15 protein-coding genes are annotated in these 17584 nt (G+C 64.0%); 10 read left to right on the top strand and 5 right to left on the bottom strand.

Going from position 1 to position 17584, the window contains the following annotated elements; genetic code table 11:
* Nucleotides 1–152: 152 nt before the first annotated feature.
* From C9E81_RS06645 to C9E81_RS06605, 9 genes are all read left to right on the top strand, one after another.
* Nucleotides 153–1682: an ABC transporter substrate-binding protein gene (locus tag C9E81_RS06645; RefSeq protein ID WP_122111514.1), complete on the top strand. Its 1530-nt coding sequence runs from the start codon at nucleotides 153–155 to the stop codon at nucleotides 1680–1682.
* A gap of 58 nt (nucleotides 1683–1740) precedes the next feature.
* Complete coding sequence (locus C9E81_RS06640) at nucleotides 1741–2682, top strand: ABC transporter permease (protein ID WP_122111513.1); 942 nt, start codon at nucleotides 1741–1743, stop codon at nucleotides 2680–2682.
* Between the two features lie 12 nt (nucleotides 2683–2694).
* Nucleotides 2695–3552, top strand: coding sequence for an ABC transporter permease (locus tag C9E81_RS06635; RefSeq protein WP_122111512.1), 858 nt, complete (start codon nucleotides 2695–2697; stop codon nucleotides 3550–3552).
* A gap of 1 nt (nucleotide 3553) precedes the next feature.
* Nucleotides 3554–4669 (top strand): amidohydrolase/deacetylase family metallohydrolase, encoded by a 1116-nt coding sequence (locus tag C9E81_RS06630; RefSeq protein ID WP_122111511.1) that lies wholly within the window; start codon nucleotides 3554–3556, stop codon nucleotides 4667–4669.
* Nucleotides 4666–5667, top strand: coding sequence for an ABC transporter ATP-binding protein (locus tag C9E81_RS06625; RefSeq protein WP_122111510.1), 1002 nt, complete (start codon nucleotides 4666–4668; stop codon nucleotides 5665–5667). Before C9E81_RS06630 ends, C9E81_RS06625 begins: the two co-directional genes overlap by 4 nt.
* Entirely contained in the window at nucleotides 5660–6625 is a 966-nt protein-coding gene (locus C9E81_RS06620; RefSeq protein ID WP_122111509.1) for an ABC transporter ATP-binding protein, read from the top strand. Before C9E81_RS06625 ends, C9E81_RS06620 begins: the two co-directional genes overlap by 8 nt.
* A complete protein-coding gene (locus C9E81_RS06615; protein WP_122111508.1) occupies nucleotides 6612–7103 on the top strand; it encodes a RidA family protein in 492 nt (163 codons plus the stop codon). The genes C9E81_RS06620 and C9E81_RS06615 overlap by 14 nt, the downstream gene beginning before the upstream one ends.
* A gap of 9 nt (nucleotides 7104–7112) precedes the next feature.
* Nucleotides 7113–8303: an aminotransferase class V-fold PLP-dependent enzyme gene (locus tag C9E81_RS06610; RefSeq protein ID WP_122111507.1), complete on the top strand. Its 1191-nt coding sequence runs from the start codon at nucleotides 7113–7115 to the stop codon at nucleotides 8301–8303.
* A gap of 230 nt (nucleotides 8304–8533) precedes the next feature.
* Entirely contained in the window at nucleotides 8534–9340 is an 807-nt protein-coding gene (locus C9E81_RS06605; RefSeq protein ID WP_208021122.1) for a calcium-binding protein, read from the top strand.
* A 168-nt stretch (nucleotides 9341–9508) separates the two neighbouring features.
* Here the strand turns inward: C9E81_RS06605 and C9E81_RS23270 are convergent, their stop codons facing one another.
* Entirely contained in the window at nucleotides 9509–10717 is a 1209-nt protein-coding gene (locus C9E81_RS23270) for a Hint domain-containing protein (protein WP_243698534.1), read from the bottom strand.
* Nucleotides 10718–10991: 274 nt separating this feature from the next.
* The gene (locus C9E81_RS06595) at nucleotides 10992–12005 is read right to left on the bottom strand and encodes a GlxA family transcriptional regulator (RefSeq protein ID WP_122111506.1); all 1014 of its coding nucleotides are present in this window, start codon (nucleotides 12003–12005) and stop codon (nucleotides 10992–10994) included.
* Between the two features lie 175 nt (nucleotides 12006–12180).
* Between C9E81_RS06595 and C9E81_RS06590 the strand changes: the two genes are divergently transcribed.
* Nucleotides 12181–13593: a class II 3-deoxy-7-phosphoheptulonate synthase gene (locus C9E81_RS06590; protein WP_122111505.1), complete on the top strand. Its 1413-nt coding sequence runs from the start codon at nucleotides 12181–12183 to the stop codon at nucleotides 13591–13593.
* Nucleotides 13594–13642: 49 nt separating this feature from the next.
* On the opposite strand, the gene C9E81_RS06585 is transcribed toward C9E81_RS06590, so the two are convergent.
* The 3 genes from C9E81_RS06585 to tkt all read right to left on the bottom strand — a co-directional run bounded on the left by C9E81_RS06585 (nucleotide 13643) and on the right by tkt (nucleotide 17548).
* Complete coding sequence (locus C9E81_RS06585) at nucleotides 13643–14515, bottom strand: lysophospholipid acyltransferase family protein (RefSeq protein WP_122111504.1); 873 nt, start codon at nucleotides 14513–14515, stop codon at nucleotides 13643–13645.
* Complete coding sequence (locus C9E81_RS06580; RefSeq protein ID WP_243698533.1) at nucleotides 14512–15438, bottom strand: DMT family transporter; 927 nt, start codon at nucleotides 15436–15438, stop codon at nucleotides 14512–14514. Before C9E81_RS06580 ends, C9E81_RS06585 begins: the two co-directional genes overlap by 4 nt.
* 82 nt (nucleotides 15439–15520) lie before the next feature.
* A complete protein-coding gene (tkt, locus tag C9E81_RS06575; RefSeq protein ID WP_122111503.1) occupies nucleotides 15521–17548 on the bottom strand; it encodes a transketolase in 2028 nt (675 codons plus the stop codon).
* Nucleotides 17549–17584 lie beyond the last annotated feature (36 nt).

Here is a 17584-nt window from a genome sequence, read left to right as displayed (position 1 = left end):
TACAATTATGGAAATAAATATACTTTAGTGGAATGCGAGGCAAGGCTGAAATGATCTGTCGCCAAATTGGGCCTCGGCGACATTATCTTGACAAATTCGCGACTCGCGACTATCAAAACAAGAGAATATATTTCATAATAATGGAGGTATGGATGAAACCCCGGCTGCCCAAACGCGCCTCGCTCCTGGCCGCCTTCCTGGCGGGCACTGCCCTGGCCGGCCCGCTTGCCGCGCAAACCACGCTGGATGTCGCCATCATCGGCGAGGCCGATACGTTCGACCCGATGATGTCGACCAAGGATGTCGTTTCCATCGTCACGCAACATTTCGTCGAGACGCTCTATACATTCGACTCGGGCTGGAATGTCGCGCCGCTGCTGGCCACCGACCTGCCACAGATCAGCGATGACGGATTGACTTACACCATCGGGATTCGTGAAGGCGTGACCTTCCATGACGGCTCTTCCATGGACGCGAAGGATGTCGTGGCGTCGCTGGAGCGCTGGCTCGAGGTCGCTTCGCGGGGGAAACTGGTGGCCGACAAGGTCGCCTCGGTCGAGGCGACCGGCGATTACGAGGTGACCATTACCCTGACCGAAGCCTATTCGCCGCTCTTGTCGCTGCTGGCCTTTTCCAACTCGGCGGCGGCGATCTATCCCGAAGAGATCATCGGAGAGACCATCGATCCGGTCATCGGCACCGGGCCTTACAAGATTGCCGAGCATGTGCCGGACCAATATCTGCAACTGGTGCGGTTCGACGATTACAGCTCGCGCAGCGAAGAGCCGGACGGGGCGGCGGGCGCGCGCAAGCAGACAGTGGACGAAATCCGCTTTGTCCCGGTGCCCGATCCCAATACCCGCGTCGAGGGGCTGCTTTCGGGACAGTTCGATTTCGCCGACGGCTTGCCTGCCGAAAGCTATGGCCGGCTGGAATCCTCGGACGTGGCCGACCCGATGCTGTTGCAGCCCTTCGGCTGGCCGGTATTCGCGCTCAATCACAAGGACGGGCTGCTGGCCGACAAGACCATCCGCAAGGCTTTGCAGGCTGCGCTTCCGATGGATGATATGCTGTTCGCGGCCTTTGGCGACGACAAGTTCTTCCTGACCGATGGCCCGCTATATCCCGAAGGCTGGGCCTGGCGCAACGATGCCGGGGTCGAGCTGTTCAACCAGAACGACCAGGCCCGCGCGGCCGAATTGCTGAAAGAAGCCGGCTATGACGGCACGCCCTTGCGGATCCTGACATCGCGCCAATACGAGTTCCATTTCAAGATGGCCGAAGTGGCGCGGATGGCGCTTGAGGCAGCCGGGTTCACCGTGCAGATGGACGTGGTCGATTGGGCGACATTGGGCGAGCGGCGCAACGATCCGGCGCTGTGGGACATCTATATCAGCCATTCGCCCTTCCTGCCCGAACCGTCCCTGACCGACATGTATTCCGAGACCTCGCGCCTTGGCTGGTCGAACCCGGAAAAGGACAAGATTCTTGCCCAGTTCACCAGCGAGACCGACCCCGATAAGCGCAAGGAACTTTATACGCAATTGCAGGGGCAGGTTTTCGAGGATGTCGGTTTCATCAAGATCGGCGCATTCAACGCCCTGTCGGGCTTGGCCGAAGGACTGACGGGCGTGACCGAGACGCCGTGGCCGTTCTTCTGGAACGCCGAACCCGCCGAGTGACGTGATCGGGGCGGGTTGCCGCCCGCCCCATTTCCAAGCCAGCGACCGGAGTTCTCGGATGGCCCGCTATATCTTCAAACGCCTGATCGGCATGATGATCGTGATCTTCATTGTGCTGACCATCGCCTTCATCATCGTGCGCCTCGCACCGGGAGATCCGGCAGCGCTGATGCTCGGCCCCGAAGCGACGGCCGAGGATGCCGCGGCCCTGCGCCAGCGCCTCGGGCTGGACCGGCCGATCCTGGTGCAATACCTGTCATTCGTCGGAAACGCGCTGCAGGGCGATCTGGGCGAGTCGCTGTTCTTCAACCAGCCGGTGACGCAGGTCCTGGCCGGGCGGGCCGAGCCGACGATATTCCTGTCGCTGTTCTCGTTGCTGATCGCGCTGGTGATCGCCACGCCCATCGGGATCTATGCCGCTTACCGGCGGGGATCGTTGCTGGATCAGGCGGCGATCACCACGGCGATGCTGGCGGCCTCCATCCCCAGTTTCTGGACCGGGCTGATGCTGCAGCGCTACCTTGCCACCGATCTGGGCTGGTTTCCAGTGTCTGGCTATGGCGGCCCCGATACCGGCTTTCTCGAAAGGATGCGCTACCTGCTGCTGCCCTCGATCGTGCTGGGCATCGTCAATTCCGCGCTGATCCTGCGTTTCACCCGCGCCTCGATGCTGGATATTCTTGGCGAGGATTATATTCGCACCGCGCGCTCCAAGGGGATGGGGGAAAGGCGGGTCGTGCTGCGTCACGCGCTGAAGAATGCCGCCATTCCGATCATCACCGTCGTGGGTCTGACCTTTGCCCTGCTGGTATCGGGCGCGGTGGTGACAGAGCGGGTGTTCAACATTCCCGGCATGGGAAACCTGGTCGTCAGTGCCGTCCTGCGCCGCGACTACCCGGTGATCCAGGGGGCGCTGATCGTCGTCGCATCGCTTTACGTGCTCATCAACCTGTTGACGGACCTGCTTTACCTGGTCGTCGACAAGCGCGTGAAATATTGAGGGAGGAATGCCGTGACTGCCGCAAGCGTTACGAATGAACCGAAATTCCTCGCCCTGCTGTTTTCGCGCCGGGCGGTGCTGATCGCGCTGATCGTCTTTGTCGTGGTTGCCGGATTATGCCTGTTGGCTACGCTGGTGGCCCCGGCGGATCCGGCCAGGATGTCGGTGCGGGCGCGTCTGTCGCCGCCGGGCGGAGATTTCCTGCTGGGCGCCGACGCCTTCGGGCGCGATGTCCTGTCGCGGTTGCTTTTCGCCGGTCAGGTGTCGCTGAGCATCGGGCTGGGGGTGGCCGCGCTGTCATCGGCGATCGGCGTTATCATCGGGCTGATGGCGGGGTTCTTCCGCAAGCTCGACGCGCCGATGTCGCGGCTGATCGACGCGATGATGGCCTTTCCCGATATCCTGCTGGCGATCGCGCTGGTCTCGATCCTCGGCGGCTCGATCGTCAACGTGGTGGTCGCGCTGTCCATCGTCTATGCGCCGCGTATCGCCCGGATCGTGCGGGCCTCGACGCTGGTGATCCGCGAATTGCCCTATGTCGAGGCCGCCGTGGCGCTTGGCTCATCGACGCTGACCATCATGGTGACGCATGTGCTGCGCAACATCCTGTCGCCGATCATCGTGCAGGCCACCTTCATCTTTGCCTATGCGATGCTGGCCGAGGCGGGGCTGTCTTTTCTTGGTGTCGGGCTCGATCCCACGACGCCAAGCTGGGGCACGATGATCAACGAAGGCCGGCAATATATCGATCAGGCGGCTTACCTGATCCTCTTTCCGGGGCTGGCGATCTCGATCTCGGTCCTGTCCCTGCAACTGATTGGCGACGGATTGCGCGATGCGCTCGATCCGCGGCTGGCGAAGGATATGTGACATGGCTCTGCATCTCATCAATTACCGTCCCCTGGGCCTGAACGATGCCCCCGGCGAGATTTTCGTCGGCGCTGACGGGCTGGTCTCGCCCGGACCGGTCGCAGGGGCCGAGACCGTCGATTGCGGCGGTTCCTACCTGTCGCCCGGCTGGTGCGATCTGCATGTCCATGTCTGGCATGGCGGCACCGATATCTCGGTCCGCGCCTCCGAGGCCGGGCGGGCGACGGGCGTGACGGCGATGGCGGATGCCGGCTCGGCGGGCGAGGCGGCGTTCCACGGGCTGCGCGAATATGTCATCGAGGCGCAGCAGGAAACCGTGCGAGCTTTCCTGAACATCGGCTCCATCGGGCTGGTTGCCTGCAACCGGGTGCCGGAACTGATCGACCTGCGTTCGGTCGATGTAGACCGGACGCTTGAGGTGGCCGAGGCCAATCGCGACGTGATCTGCGGCATCAAGGTGCGGGCCAGCGGGGTCATCACCGGGGCCTGGGGCATCACCCCCGCCAAGATCGCCAAGCGTGTGGCCGAGATCCTGAACCTGCCGCTGATGGTGCATATCGGCGAGCCGCCGCCCCTGATCGACGAGGTGTTCGACATCCTGACCGAAGGCGATATCGTCACCCATTGCTTCAACGGCAAGCGCGCGGGCTCGATTCGGGACACGGCGGCGCTGTTCAGACAGGCGCAGGAACTGGCCGGGAACGGGGTGCGGATGGATATCGGTCACGGCGTGGCCTCGTTCAGCTTTGACACCGCGCGGGATGCCCTGGCGGATGGGCTGAAGCCATTCTCCATCTCGACCGACCTGCATCTGCGCAATATCGGCGGGCCGGTTTACGATCTGGCCACGACCATGTCGAAGCTGCTGGCCGTCGGCATGGAGTTCGACGAGGTGATCGCGGCGGTGACCGAACGGCCGCGCAGCGTGCTGGGCCTTGGCGCGCGGAACGGGGCCGCGCCGGGGCAGAAGGCCGATTTCACCCTGTTCGACCTGGAGGACAGCCGCGCCGAGACCATCGATTCCCAAGGCGCCCGCCTGACGCTGGAGCAGCTGTTCGAGCCGCGCCTGACGGTGATCGGCGCCAGCGCCCAGAAGGCGCAGCGGAGGGGCGGATGACCGGGCCGGTTCTGGATGTCAGCAATCTGCAGGTGACGTTTCGCGCGCGCGGGCGCAGCGTGACGGCCCTGCGCGATGTCAGCTTCACGCTCCATCCCGGCAAGACGCTGGCACTGGTCGGCGAATCCGGATCTGGGAAATCGGTGTCGTCGCTGGCGATCATGGGACTTTTGCCCAGGAACGGCGCGGTGGCCGGGGGCGAAATCCGTTATCGCCGTCCCGATGGCAAGGTCAGCGACCTGACCGCCTTGCCCGAGCAAGAGATGCGCAAACTGCGCGGGTCGAGCATCGCGATGATCTTTCAGGAGCCGATGTCGTCGCTCAACCCCCTGTTCACCATCGGCGACCAGATCGGAGAGATGCTTTTGCTGCACAGTCCGCTTGATGCGCAGGCGCGGCGCAAGCGGGTGCTGGAGATGCTGGAACTGGTCGAGATCCCCGCCGCTGCCTCGCGCCTGGACAATTATCCGCACGAGCTTTCCGGCGGGATGCGGCAGCGGGTCATGATCGCCCTTGCGCTCGTGTGCAACCCGGCGCTGCTGATCGCGGACGAGCCGACCACGGCGCTGGATGTGACCATTCAGGCGCAGATTCTCGACCTGATGCGGCGGCTGCAGAAAGAGATGGGCATGTCGATCCTGTTCATCACCCATGACATGGGCGTGGTGGCGGAAGTGGCCGATGACGTGGCGGTGATGTATGCCGGGGCCATCGTCGAACAGGCCGCGGTGGGCACGCTCTTTGCCCGGCCATCGCATCCCTATACGCGCGGATTGCTCGGCTCGATCCCGATGCCCGGACGCCCCGAGGGTAAGCGGCTGGTGCCGATCCCGGGCACGGTGCCGCCCTTGCACGCCATGCCGCCCGGTTGCGCCTTTGCGCCGCGCTGCAAGCGGGCCGATCATGCCTGCGATCATCCGGTGACATTGTCGGAACTGGAGCAGGGGCACCGGATCGCCTGTTTCCACCCGGTCACGCAAGAGGTGGAACATGCCTGAACCGCTGCTTCAAATCCGCAACCTTTCCAAGCGGTTCGAGACGCCGCGCGGAACGGTTCATGCCGTGAACGATGTCAGCTTCGATATTCCACGCGGCTCGATCACCGGCCTGGTCGGCGAATCCGGCTCGGGCAAGACGACGTTGGGGCGATCCCTGCTGCGCCTGATCGAGCCGAGCGAGGGGCAGACGATCTTTGACGGGACGGATCTGAACCGGCTCGACAAGTCCGGGCTGCGGGCTGCGCGCCGGCGTATGCAGATCATATTTCAGGATCCGGTTTCGTCGCTCAATCCCCGCCTGCGCGTGCGCGACGTGATCGCCGAAGGCTTGCGCGCCCATGGTATCGGCAATGCCCGTTCCCGCCGCGACAAGGTGGCGGAACTGCTGGAAGAGGTGGGGCTGAGCGCCGATCACATGAACCGCTTTCCGCATGAGTTCTCTGGCGGTCAGCGGCAACGGATCGGCATTGCCCGGGCGCTGACGCTGGAGCCCGAGTTCATCGTCGCCGATGAAAGCGTCTCGGCGCTGGACGTGTCGATCCAGGCGCAGGTGCTCAACCTGCTGCTCGACCTGCGGGAAAGGCGCAACCTGACCATGCTGTTCATCGCGCATGACCTGTCGGTGGTCGAATATCTCTGCGACCAGATCGTGGTGATGTATCTGGGCCGGGTTGTCGAGAAAGGCCCCTCGCGGCCGCTTTACCGCAATCCGTCGCATCCCTACACGCAGGCGCTGCTGTCGGCGATTCCGATGCCGGATCCGGGATTGGAGCGTCGCAGGACGCTTTTGAAGGGCGACATCCCCAGCCCATTGCACCCGCCCTCGGGCTGCGTTTTCCGGACGCGCTGCCCCAAGGCGGCGGAGATCTGCGCCGCAGGTACGCCCGAGCCCGTCACCGTGGGCCAGTTCCATCAAAGCTATTGCAAGAGAATAGAAGGACATCATGCCACAACCTGAGATTCTGGGCGCCGTCCCGATCGCTGCACGATTGCAGCGCCTTGGCGTGGAACTGCCCGAGGCCGCCCCGACCCCGATCGGCGCGTTTCGCAATGTGCGGCAAAGCGGCAATCTGGTCTATGTCTCGGGTCAGGGGCCGGTGCTTGCCGATGGAACATTGCTGTGCGGCAAGGTGGGCGCAGAGGTCAGCGCCGAGATCGCCCGCGACCATGCGCGGCTGGTGGCGGTGAACATTCTTGGCGCATTGCGGGACCATTTCGGCGGGCTCGACCGGTTGCGGGGCGTGGTGAAGCTGTTGGGGCTGGTCAATGCGGTGCCGGATTTCGACCGCCATCCTTTCGTGATCGACGGCGCCTCGACCCTGCTGGCGGAGCTGTTCGGTGAAGAGGGGATCCACGCCCGCTCGGCCTTCGGGGTCGGCTCTCTGCCCAACAATATCACCGTGGAAATCGAGGCCATATTCGAAATTGACGCGTAGGAGATCGAGATGACAGGAAATATGTGGGGCTGGCATGACGCGAACGGGTTCACCCGGCTGATCAATGTCAGCGGTACGATGACGTCACTGGGGGGCTCTGTCACGGGTCCGGCGGCGCAAAAGGCGGCGGCGGATGCCATGGGGCACTTCGTGAAGATGCACGAATTGCAGGAGCATGCCGGACGGGTGATTTCCCGCCTGACGAGGGCCGAAGCGGGCTGTGTCACTGCCTCGGCAAGCGCCGGTATCTCGCTTTGCGTCGCGGGTTGCATGACCGGTCTGGACCCGAGCCGGGCAGAAGCCTTGCCGGCAGATCCGGGGCCGCGCGACATCGTGGTGGCCCAGGCAGGCCATCTGTGCCATTACGGCGCGCCGATCGAGACCGCCGTTGGCCTGACCGGAGGCAGGCTGCGCGTCATCGGCCAGTCCACGCTATGTGCCGACCATCAGCTTGAAGGCGCGCTGAATGACAGCGTGGCGGCCGCGCTGTATGTCGTGTCGCATCACGTGGTGCATTACGGCCAGATCCCCTTTGCCCGCTTTGTCGAGATCGCCCATCGTGCCGGGGTGCCGGTGATCGTCGATGCCGCGTCGGAATATGACCTGACCGGCTTTATCGAACAGGGCGCGGATCTGGCGATCTATTCGGGGCACAAGTTCCTGTCCGGTCCGACCAGCGGCATCATCGCCGGACGCCGGGACCTGGTGCGCGCCGCCTATCTGCAGAATATCGGTATCGGGCGCGGCATGAAGGTCGGCAAGGAAAGCATCATGGGGCTGGTCGCCGCGATGGAGGACTGGATGAGCCGCGATGCCGCCACGATCCGTGCCGCAGAGCGTGCCGCGCTTGACGAATGGCAGGCGGCGGTGGCCGATCTGCCCGGTGTGACGGCGAGAATAGTTCCCGATCCGACCAACAATCCGCTCGACCGGCTGCAGATCGAGATCGACCCGCGCGAGGCCGGTGCGAATGCCGCCGCATTCGCCGCCGCTCTTGGACGGCAGGACCCGGCAATCATCGTGCGCGATCACGAGGTCGAGCTGGGCTACTTCCAGCTTGATCCCTGCAACCTGTTGCCGGGCCAGCAATCGCTGGTTGCCGAGGCGCTTCGCAATGTGCTGGGCGCCGGAACCGATCAGGCCGGGGCAGATCCGCGCAACGGGGCAATCCGGGCATATCTGGAATGGGCGTGCGGCTGACGGATACCGGGCTTTCTGCCGGGAGATGGTTTTTTCATACGGGCATCGCCCGCGCTTGGGCCGAAGCTTGCCCGCAAGGCCAATGCAATTCGCGGAAAACTGCCGGAAGGAGCAGCTTCACTTCTATGTCATAGAGGTGATGGAAAACTGGGCGCATATTCATGTCTGTGGGGACGGGACGGCAGTCGTTCCGTCCGGCGACAAGATTGCGACAGCAGAGAGGCGAAGTCATGGCAACTCTTTCCTACGCCCATTACTGGTCAACCTATAAGCACATACTAAAGAAATCGGCGGACAAGCTTGCCGAAGGCATGGCCGATCTGGATGATTTCAATTACGAAGACGGCGACTCCGGGTCCGACAGGCTTACCGGAACCGGCGGCAATGATGCTCTTTTGGGCCGTGGCGGCGCCGATACGCTGCTGGGCTATGGCGGTCACGATTTCATTCTTGGCGGCCCCGGTCCGGATAGCATCTGGGGCGGAGACGGTATCGACGTGATCTTCGGGGCCCAGGGCAAGGATGTCATCTTTGGGCAGACCGGCAGCGATTTCATCGATGGCGGCCCCGGAAATGATGTCATCTGGGGCGGGGAGGGAAATGATTTCCTGCTTGGCGGTTTCGGGAATGACAAGATCACCGGCGAGGATGGAAGCGACTTCCTCTATGGCAGCTACGGCCAGGATTCGCTGTTCGGTAAGGATGGCGACGACAGGCTGCGCGGCAGTTTCGATGATGACAGGCTGGATGGCGGCGCTGGCGACGATGTGCTGACCGGCGGTCCGGGGCGTGACAGCTTTGTCTTCAACGGCGGAGATGACCGGATCAGGGATTTCGAGACCGGCGACGAGAAGAATGGCCGCAAAACCGAATCCATCACCATCGATATTGCCGGAATCGACGATTTCCAGAGCCTGATGGCGCATGCCTCTCAGCAGGACGGGGATACGGTCTTTGATCTGGGCGACGGCAACTCGCTGAAGCTTGAGGGCGTGAGCATGGACATGCTGGACCAATCCATGTTCGATTTCGTCTGATACGAGGCATCTTGTGACACCAGCCGCGGGACAGGAAATATCTGCCCCGCGGCAACGATTTGCCAGGCCGGTCGGCTGGCTGCTTGGTTCGCGCCCCGGGGCGATCCGGTCTGGTGGGTAAACCGGTCATGGCGGGCAAGCGGCGCGGAAAGCCGCCTCGAGCTTTGATCAGTCGCTTGAGACCAGCGGTTGCCTGTTTCTGATATGGCGCTCGGCCAGTTTCCGTCCGTCCTGGCCATTCAGCAGGAGCCGGGCGGGATGCGCGCAAAAGTCCGGCCGCGCAAGTTCGGGAAAGAGCGAGAAGATCTCGCGGCGCGCGGCATAGCTGATATTTCGCATCGCATAGGGGCCGGTGAACAGGCTTTCGGTCCAGGTGCCGTTCGAAAGGACGAGTTCGTGCCTATCGAACAGCATATGCCAATATGTGACACCCTCATCGGGACATATGGCCTCGATTCCCGGATGGGCAAGCAGGTGTTTGGCGGCGACGAGGATTTCGCTCTGACCGTACATGCGCTGGACGATCTTCGAGCTGACCAGAACCCGGTGCTGGGGAGAAACCGTCAGGTCACGCTCGGGAAGGCCGGGCGCAAGCGCACCCGCCCGGATCAGGATCGGGCGCAGGTTGGGGCGCAGGTCGAGCTGGCGGCGGTCCAGGCTTGTATGGCCGATCCATGCAATGCGGCGCAGGCCATTGTCGCGTGTCCGGATCATGTCGCCGGGGGCAAGCGTTTCGATGGTGCGGGGTCCGGTTGCCGTTTCGATCAGGGTGCCGCCGGCAAAACAGGGAATGAAGGCGTATTTCGGGGCGTGGGGATCGCCGGTCCGCACCGAGACCGTTTCGACGAACCTGAATGTCCTTGCCTGATCCAAAACCGGAAACAGCTGATTGCCTTGCGCGTCCAGCACGGGATTGCCGTCGGCATCGCGCATCGGTTCGGGGAAAACCAGCACGGCCTGCCTGCCGCCCAGTTCCTGGCCCAGCCCTCCTGATACGAATGTCCGGGGAAACATCACCCGGAAATGATTGCCGTCATCATCGACGAGCCGCGATCCGATGAACCCTGCAAGCCGCGTGCCTGCTGGCGTGACATCGGTATCAGCGCCGAAAACCCTGTCCTCGATCAGGATCTGGTGCGTCTCTTCGGGTGTATAGTAACCATTGTGGAATTTGTCGTCGTCATCTTCCAGCAGGATCGTCTCTTGCCGTCCGGAACTCAGCTCGACGATCCTCCCCTCACCACGATTTGCCCAGGGGGCGAACTTCCCGGCTGCCTGGGACCCGGTCGGGACCGCCCCGTCAAAGGTCAGCATCGTGATTTCGTATCTTGTCGTCATCGCCTGTTCACTCGCTTGTTCCGTGCTGGTCGCGGCCATCACCCGATCCGGCATGGCAACCGGGAAAGGGCAGGCCGCTGGCGATCGGCTTAGCGGGTAAAACTTGACGAAGGATTAAGGTTAATGGGGTGGGTGCAGCCAGCGCCGTTTGCGCTTATTCGAACCCACCCCGGCCCGCTTCTGCTTCATGCAAATATCCCGGGGGGTGCCGGCCGGTCGCGCCACTGGTTCGAGAGACTTGTCGGCGACGGGCAGCGCCCCCAGCCATCGCGGGATGCAACTCGTGGCTGAACCCGATTAACTGGAAACTGCTCTAGATTTCCGCAGTGGGGGACAGTGGCGCGGCCTGCTGCAAGCGCGTGGCCGTGCCGGTTCCACGCTCGCGATAGGGCGTGCTGCCATATTGGGCGCGATAGCATTTCGAGAAATGCGACGGGCTGGAAAATCCCGAGGCCAGAGCGATCTCGATGATCGACATCTCGGTCTGCATCAGCAGGTTGCGCGCCCGCGCGAGGCGGGTTTCCATGTAATAGCGCTTCGGGCTGCGATTCAGATAACGGCGGAACAGCCGTTCGAGCTGACGGGTGGACATGCCGGCATCGGTGGCCAGGCGCGCCGGACTGATCGGGTCCTCGACATTGGCCTCCATCCGCGCAATGACGGCGGCCAGCCGTGGATGGCGTACGCCGATCCTTGTGGGGATGGACAGGCGCTGGCGGTCCTGATCCGTGCGGATCCCGGTATGAAGCATCTGGTCGGCCAGTTCCGCGGCCAGTTCATCTCCATGTGACTGGGCGATCAGGTGCAGCATCAGGTCGATCGACGAGGTGCCGCCGGCCGCGGTCAGGCGGTTGCCGTCATGGACGAAGACCGAGCGGAACAGCACCACTTCGGGAAAGGCCTCGGCAAAACCGTCATGGTTCTCCCAGTGGATGGTGGCCTTGCGGCCATCGAGCAGTCCGGCCACGGCCAGGACCCATGCACCGGTGCAGACCGCGCAGATCGACGCGCCGCCCCGCGCCTTGCGCCGCAGCCAGTTCAGCACCGGCTTGGTCGCCTCTCGCGCGACCTCGGTGCCGCCGCAGACGATCACAACCTCGTCGCGATCCGTCGGCGCATCCTGCTCGAGCCCCTCGTCCAGCATGATACGGGTGCCGTTCGAGCATGTCGCGAAATCGCCCGCCGGACCGACGAGCCGCCATTGATACAATGTCTTGCCCGAGGAGCGATTGGCCAGTCGCAGCGGTTCGATCGCTGCCGCGAATGGCAGCATCGTGAAACGGTCAAGAAGCAGGAAGGTGAAACGGCGCGGTCGGTCGGATTGCATGGAGCTGTCTCGGCGCAAATGTAGCGGCCACCTCACAACAGGGAATTCGGGTTTGCGCAAGATCCTAAATCACTCGTCCAACTTTAGTCGCATCATTTTTGCGAGACAATGCGCTCTTTCCCTGAAGTGGCGAAGCGATTATATCGGCCCGGCAGTCTTTCAAGGAGCAAGTGTCATGACGCAGGAGAATCGCAAAACCGCCGCCGCCCGGAACTGGGACAAGGCCGGCTGGCGCGCCTATCCTCGCGTGCAGATGCCGGATTATACCGATGCCGCCGCGCTGGCGGCGGCCGAGGCGCAGCTTCGCCGCTATCCGCCGCTGGTTTTCGCGGGCGAGGCGCTGCGTTTGCGCGCCCAGCTTGCCGAAGTGTCGGAAGGCCGCGCCTTCCTGCTGCAGGGCGGGGATTGCGCCGAGAGCTTCGCCGAGTTCAGCGCCGACAATATCCGCGACACCTTCAAGGTGATCTTGCAGATGGCCGTGGTGCTCACCTGGGGCGCGCAGCTTCCTGTGGTCAAGGTCGGACGGATGGCGGGCCAGTTCGCCAAGCCCCGCAGCGCCCCGACCGAAGTGGTGGATGGCGTCGAACTGCCCAGTTACCGCGGCGATATCATCAACGGTTTCGATTTCACTCCGGATGCGCGAATTCCCGATCCGAACCGGATGCTGGCGGCCTATACGCAGGCGGCCTCGTCTCTGAACCTGCTCAGGGCCTATTCGACCGGCGGCTATGCGGACATGCATCTTGTCCAGAACTGGATCGCCGATTTCGTCGGCGGGCCGGAGGCGGCGAAATATCGCGATATCGCCGACCGTATCCGCGACGCGATGGCCTTCATGCAGGCGGCGGGCGTGAATTCGGATACGGCGCATCAGTTGAGCAAGGTGGATTTCTACACCAGCCACGAGGCGCTGCTGCTGGAATACGAAGAGGCGCTGGCGCGTCTCGATGCGACGACCGGGGTGACGGTCGCGGGATCGGGCCACATGATCTGGATCGGCGACCGCACCCGGCAACCCGATGGCGCGCATGTGGAATTCTGCCGTGGCGTGCATAACCCGATCGGGCTGAAATGCGGCCCGACCACCACGGCCGAGGATCTCAAGCTGCTGCTGGTCCGCCTGAACCCCGATAACGAGGCCGGACGGCTGACGCTGATTACCCGTTTCGGTGCGGGCAAGGTCGGCGATCACCTGCCGCAACTGATCAAGGTGGTGCAGGAAGAAGGCGCCAGGGTCGTCTGGCATTGCGATCCTATGCATGGCAACACGATCAAGTCGGCCTCGGGCTACAAGACCCGGCCCTTCGATTCGGTGCTGCGCGAGGTGCGGGAGTTCTTCGCCATCCACGGCGCCGAGGGCACCATCCCCGGCGGCGTGCATTTCGAGATGACCGGCCGCGACGTGACCGAATGCACCGGCGGCGTGCGGGCGGTGACGGACGAGGACCTCTCCGACCGCTATCACACCGCCTGCGATCCGCGCCTGAATGCCAGCCAGTCGCTTGAGCTGGCCTTCCTGGTGGCCGAGGAGTTGCGCGCCCGCCGCGAGGCGGCAGCGGCTCCGTCGAACGGCGTCAAGGCTGTCTGAACGGATTGTTTTCCGGATGGGTAAAGGCGGTCCCCCGGGGCCGCCTTTTTCATTTCCAGCGCCGGTGAATCCAGAACCATTGTTCCATATGGCGACGCACCAGCGCCTCAAGATCGTCATTCAGTGCCTGCATCATCGCTGCGGGCTCGCCATGCTCGACCGGTTCGCCGACACGGACGCGAAAGGACAGCCCGTCGGGTTGACGGATGCCATGCACTGGCAGGATCAGCGCGTCATAACGGATCGCCAGTTCGGCCGGGGTCAGCACCGTTCTGCTGGGCAGGTCGAAAAAGCGCAATTCAGGCGCGCGCCGGTCATGCTGGTCGAAACCAAGGGCCAGCCAGCCGCCTCCCTTCAGAAAGCGCAGCATTGCCGCCAGCCCGGCCCGGCCACGCGGAAAGAGCGGCTCGGCAATGGCGGTGATCGCCGGGATGTAGTGGCGGTTGAAGGCCTCGTTGTTCATCGGCCGGTAGAGTGCGCCGACCGGCCAGCCCCGGCTGGCCAGCGCCGTGCGCATGGCGTCGTAATTGCCGAAATGGGCGCAGGCGATGATCACCGGCCGTCCGGCCTCGAAAGCGGCTTCCAGCGCTGACAGCCCGGGGCCTTCCAGCGGATCGGCATCGCGGATGCGGCGGGTGAATTCCTCGCCCGAATAGATCTCGGCCACCGAGCGGCCGGCATTGGCCGGAACCGCGCGCACCAGTGCCTCGACCTCCTTGCCGGTCAGGTCGGGCCGCGCCAATGCCAGGTTGTCGCGAATCCGCCGTCGCCATCCCGCGACCGGCGCCAGCAGATGCGCGAACAGCCAGCCCATGGCCGGGATACGCCGCTCATATGGCAGCAGCCGGGCCAGTCCCATGACTGCCAGAAAGGCGGCGTTCGCCAGCCGGTCGCTCAGCGGTAATCTGTCGTCCTCGCTCATTGATCCTTTCGCGCCGCCCGCGCCTCGCGCGACCAGACATAGAGGCCTGCGCTCACGATAATGGCTGCCCCGAGGATGGTCCAGACATCGGGCAACTGGTTGAAGAACAACAATCCCCACAGCCCGGCCCAGACCAGCCCGGTATAGCCGAAGGGCGCCAGCACCCCGGCCTCCGCGCAAGAGAAGGCGCGCACCAGAAGCCACTGGCTGAGCGTGCCGAAAAAGCCCAGCAGCAGGAAAACCCACCAATGCGACGGATCGACAGGCTGCCAGACGAAGGGCAGGATGACAGAAGAAACGGCAGTGCCGAACACCGCCGACCACATGACCGAGGTTTCGACTGAATCGCTGCGGACCATCCGCGTCAGCAACGCGCCCGCGGCGTAGGTAAAGGCCCCGGCCAGCGGCAGCAGGGCGGCGGGCTGGAACACGCCCAGCCCCGGGCGGATGATGATCAACGCGCCGATCACCGCCGCCGCGATTCCCGCGACCCGCCGCGGCCCGATCCTTTCACCCAGGAACAGGGCGGCTCCGAGTGTGATCAGCACCGGGTTCATGTCCATGATCGCGGTCGCCTCGGCCAGCCCGATGAATTGCAGCGCGGTAAAGAACAGCCCGACCGAGGCCAGCTGCATGAACGCCCGGCCGGCCTGCAATCCCGGCTGTCGCGTGCGCAGCAGGCCGAACATGCGGCCACGGAAGATGGCAGCGAAGATCAGGATATTGCCAAGGAAGCGCGCCCAGACCACCTGAGCCGGATGATAATGCTGGGTCAGGAATTTCGCGGTGGCGTCCATCAGGGTAAACCCGACGATCGCCGCCAGCAGCAGCACGATTCCCGTGGCGTTTCCACCGCCCGCCGGATGGCGCAGCCCGTCCCGTTCGCGCCCCATCAGCGCAAAGGCCCGCGCCAGGACCTGCATCAGACCAGCATTGAAACAGCCGGACAGATGCCCGGCTGCTTCTTCTTTGTAAAAATACCTCCGCCGGAGGCAGGAATCCCTGTCACAACAGTGCCTTTGCGCGTTCCGTCGCCACCTCGGCGGTAATGCCGAACTCGCGATACAACGCCGGGGCAGGGGCCGAGGCGCCGAAGCCCTCCATGCCGACGAAGGCGGATTTTTCCTCGCGCCCGCGCTCGCCCAAGAGCAGCCAGTCCCAGGGCTGGCGGATGGCGGCCTCGATGGCGATGCGGACGGTGCCGCCCGGAAGAACCTCTTCGCGATAGGCGGTGGATTGCGCGCGGAACAGCTCCATCGAGGGGACCGACACGACGCGGGTCGGGGTGCCCTCGGCCTCCAGCGCCTCGCGGGCGGCGACAGCGATCTCGACTTCCGATCCGGAGGCCATCAGCACCACGGCAGGCTTGCCGCCCGAGGCCTCGCGCAGCACATAGGCGCCCTTCCGCGACAGGTTCTCGTCCTGGTGGTTGACCCGCAGCGTCGGCAGATTCTGCCGCGACAGCGCCATGACCGAAGGCGCCGAGCCATGCGACAGGGCGATTTCCCAGGCCTCGGCCGTCTCGACCTGGTCGCAGGGGCGCAGCGTCAGCGTGTTGGGCGTGGCGCGGCAGATGGCCAGATGCTCGACTGGCTGGTGGGTCGGGCCATCCTCGCCAAGGCCGATGCTGTCATGGGTCATGACATAGGTCACCGGCAGGCCCATCAGCGCCGACAGCCGCATCGCGCCGCGCGCGTAATCGGTGAAGGTCAGGAAGGTGCCGCCATAGGGCCGGAAACCGCCATGTAGCCAGATGCCGTTCATCGCTGCGGCCATGCCATGTTCGCGGATGCCGTAATGGATGTAGCGGCCAAGCCGGTTCTCGGCGTTGAAGATGCCCATCTCGGGCGTCAGGGTGTTGTTCGATCCGGTCAGGTCCGCCGAGCCGCCGAAATTCTCGGGCATGACCGGGTTCAGCGCCGCCAGTACATTCTCGCTGGCCTTGCGGGTGGCGAGCTTGGGCTGCTCTTCGGAACTTTTCTGCTTGATCGTCCGGATGGTCTGGGCAAGCTGCGGGTTGACCTCATTGCCGATCCGGCGGGCAAACTCATTGCGCGGCTCCGAACTGAGCGCATCGACACGCGACTGCCATTCCTTGCGCATTGCCGCGCCCCGCGCGCCGATCTCGTGCCAGCTTGCGGCGATATCCTCGGGGATCGCGAAGGGCGTCTCGTCGTTCCACCCATAGGCCTTGCGCGCCGCCGCGATTTCTTCGGCGCCAAGCGGCGAGCCATGGGCCTTGGCGCTGTCGGCCTTGGTCGGTGCGCCAAAGCCGATGATCGTCTTGCATGAAACCAGGACGGGGCGGCCGTCATCCTTGGCGGCTTCGGTCAGGGCGCGGTCGATATCGGCGGCGTCATGGCCGTCGCATTCCAGCACCCGCCAGCCCGAGGCCGTGAAACGTGCCATCTGGTCGGTCCGGTCGGACAGGCTGACGCGGCCGTCGATGGTGATGTCGTTATTGTCCCACAGCACGATCAGCCGGCCCAGTTGCTGGTTGCCGGCCAGTCCCACGGCCTCCTGGCTGATACCTTCCATCAGGCAGCCGTCGCCGGCGATGACCCATGTCCGGTGATCGCAGAGCTCGGCGCCGAATTCGGCGCGCATCGCCTCTTCGGCCATGGCCATGCCCACGGCGGTCGAGATGCCTTGCCCGAGCGGGCCGGTCGTCGTCTCGATCCCCTCGGCATGCCCGTATTCCGGATGACCCGCGGTGATCGAGCCCAGTTGCCGGAAATTCCGGACCTGTTCGAGTGTCATCTGCCGATAGCCGGTCAGGTGCAGCAGCGAATAAAGCAGCATCGAGCCATGTCCGGCCGACAGCACGAAGCGGTCGCGGTCGAACCAGTTCGGAGCGGAGGCGTCGAATTTCAGGTGCTTGCGGAACAGCACGGTGGCCACGTCGGCCATGCCCATCGGCATGCCGGGATGGCCGGAATTCGCGGCCTCGACCGCATCCATCGCCAGCACGCGGATGGCGCTGGCAAGTTTCCAGTGATCGGGGTCTGCTTTGCGGCGGGCTTCGAGATCCATGGTGGTCCTTTGGGTCTGGGTCGCTTTGCTGTTTGT

It is taken from the genome of Paracoccus alkanivorans (genome assembly GCF_003697785.1).
In the GTDB taxonomy this organism is placed as follows: Bacteria; Pseudomonadota; Alphaproteobacteria; order Rhodobacterales; family Rhodobacteraceae; genus Paracoccus; species Paracoccus alkanivorans.
The sequence above is the reverse complement of the archived record's forward strand: the minus strand, read 5'-3'. Positions and strand labels throughout refer to the sequence as shown.

What these genes read in the sequence shown, in the direction of transcription:
- C9E81_RS06645 (WP_122111514.1), top strand. Translation starts at nt 153, where the DNA reads ATGAAACCCCGGCTGCCCAAACGCGCCTCGCTCCTGGCCGCCTTCCTG.
- C9E81_RS06640 (WP_122111513.1), top strand. Translation starts at nt 1,741, where the DNA reads ATGGCCCGCTATATCTTCAAACGCCTGATCGGCATGATGATCGTGATC.
- C9E81_RS06630 (WP_122111511.1), top strand. Translation starts at nt 3,554, where the DNA reads ATGGCTCTGCATCTCATCAATTACCGTCCCCTGGGCCTGAACGATGCC.
- C9E81_RS06625 (WP_122111510.1), top strand. Translation starts at nt 4,666, where the DNA reads ATGACCGGGCCGGTTCTGGATGTCAGCAATCTGCAGGTGACGTTTCGC.
- C9E81_RS06620 (WP_122111509.1), top strand. Translation starts at nt 5,660, where the DNA reads ATGCCTGAACCGCTGCTTCAAATCCGCAACCTTTCCAAGCGGTTCGAG.
- C9E81_RS06615 (WP_122111508.1), top strand. Translation starts at nt 6,612, where the DNA reads ATGCCACAACCTGAGATTCTGGGCGCCGTCCCGATCGCTGCACGATTG.
- C9E81_RS06610 (WP_122111507.1), top strand. Translation starts at nt 7,113, where the DNA reads ATGACAGGAAATATGTGGGGCTGGCATGACGCGAACGGGTTCACCCGG.
- C9E81_RS06605 (WP_208021122.1), top strand. Translation starts at nt 8,534, where the DNA reads ATGGCAACTCTTTCCTACGCCCATTACTGGTCAACCTATAAGCACATA.
- C9E81_RS23270 (WP_243698534.1), bottom strand. Translation starts at nt 10,717, where the DNA reads ATGGCCGCGACCAGCACGGAACAAGCGAGTGAACAGGCGATGACGACA.
- C9E81_RS06595 (WP_122111506.1), bottom strand. Translation starts at nt 12,005, where the DNA reads ATGCAATCCGACCGACCGCGCCGTTTCACCTTCCTGCTTCTTGACCGT.
- C9E81_RS06590 (WP_122111505.1), top strand. Translation starts at nt 12,181, where the DNA reads ATGACGCAGGAGAATCGCAAAACCGCCGCCGCCCGGAACTGGGACAAG.
- C9E81_RS06585 (WP_122111504.1), bottom strand. Translation starts at nt 14,515, where the DNA reads ATGAGCGAGGACGACAGATTACCGCTGAGCGACCGGCTGGCGAACGCC.
- C9E81_RS06580 (WP_243698533.1), bottom strand. Translation starts at nt 15,438, where the DNA reads ATGCAGGTCCTGGCGCGGGCCTTTGCGCTGATGGGGCGCGAACGGGAC.
- tkt (WP_122111503.1), bottom strand. Translation starts at nt 17,548, where the DNA reads ATGGATCTCGAAGCCCGCCGCAAAGCAGACCCCGATCACTGGAAACTT.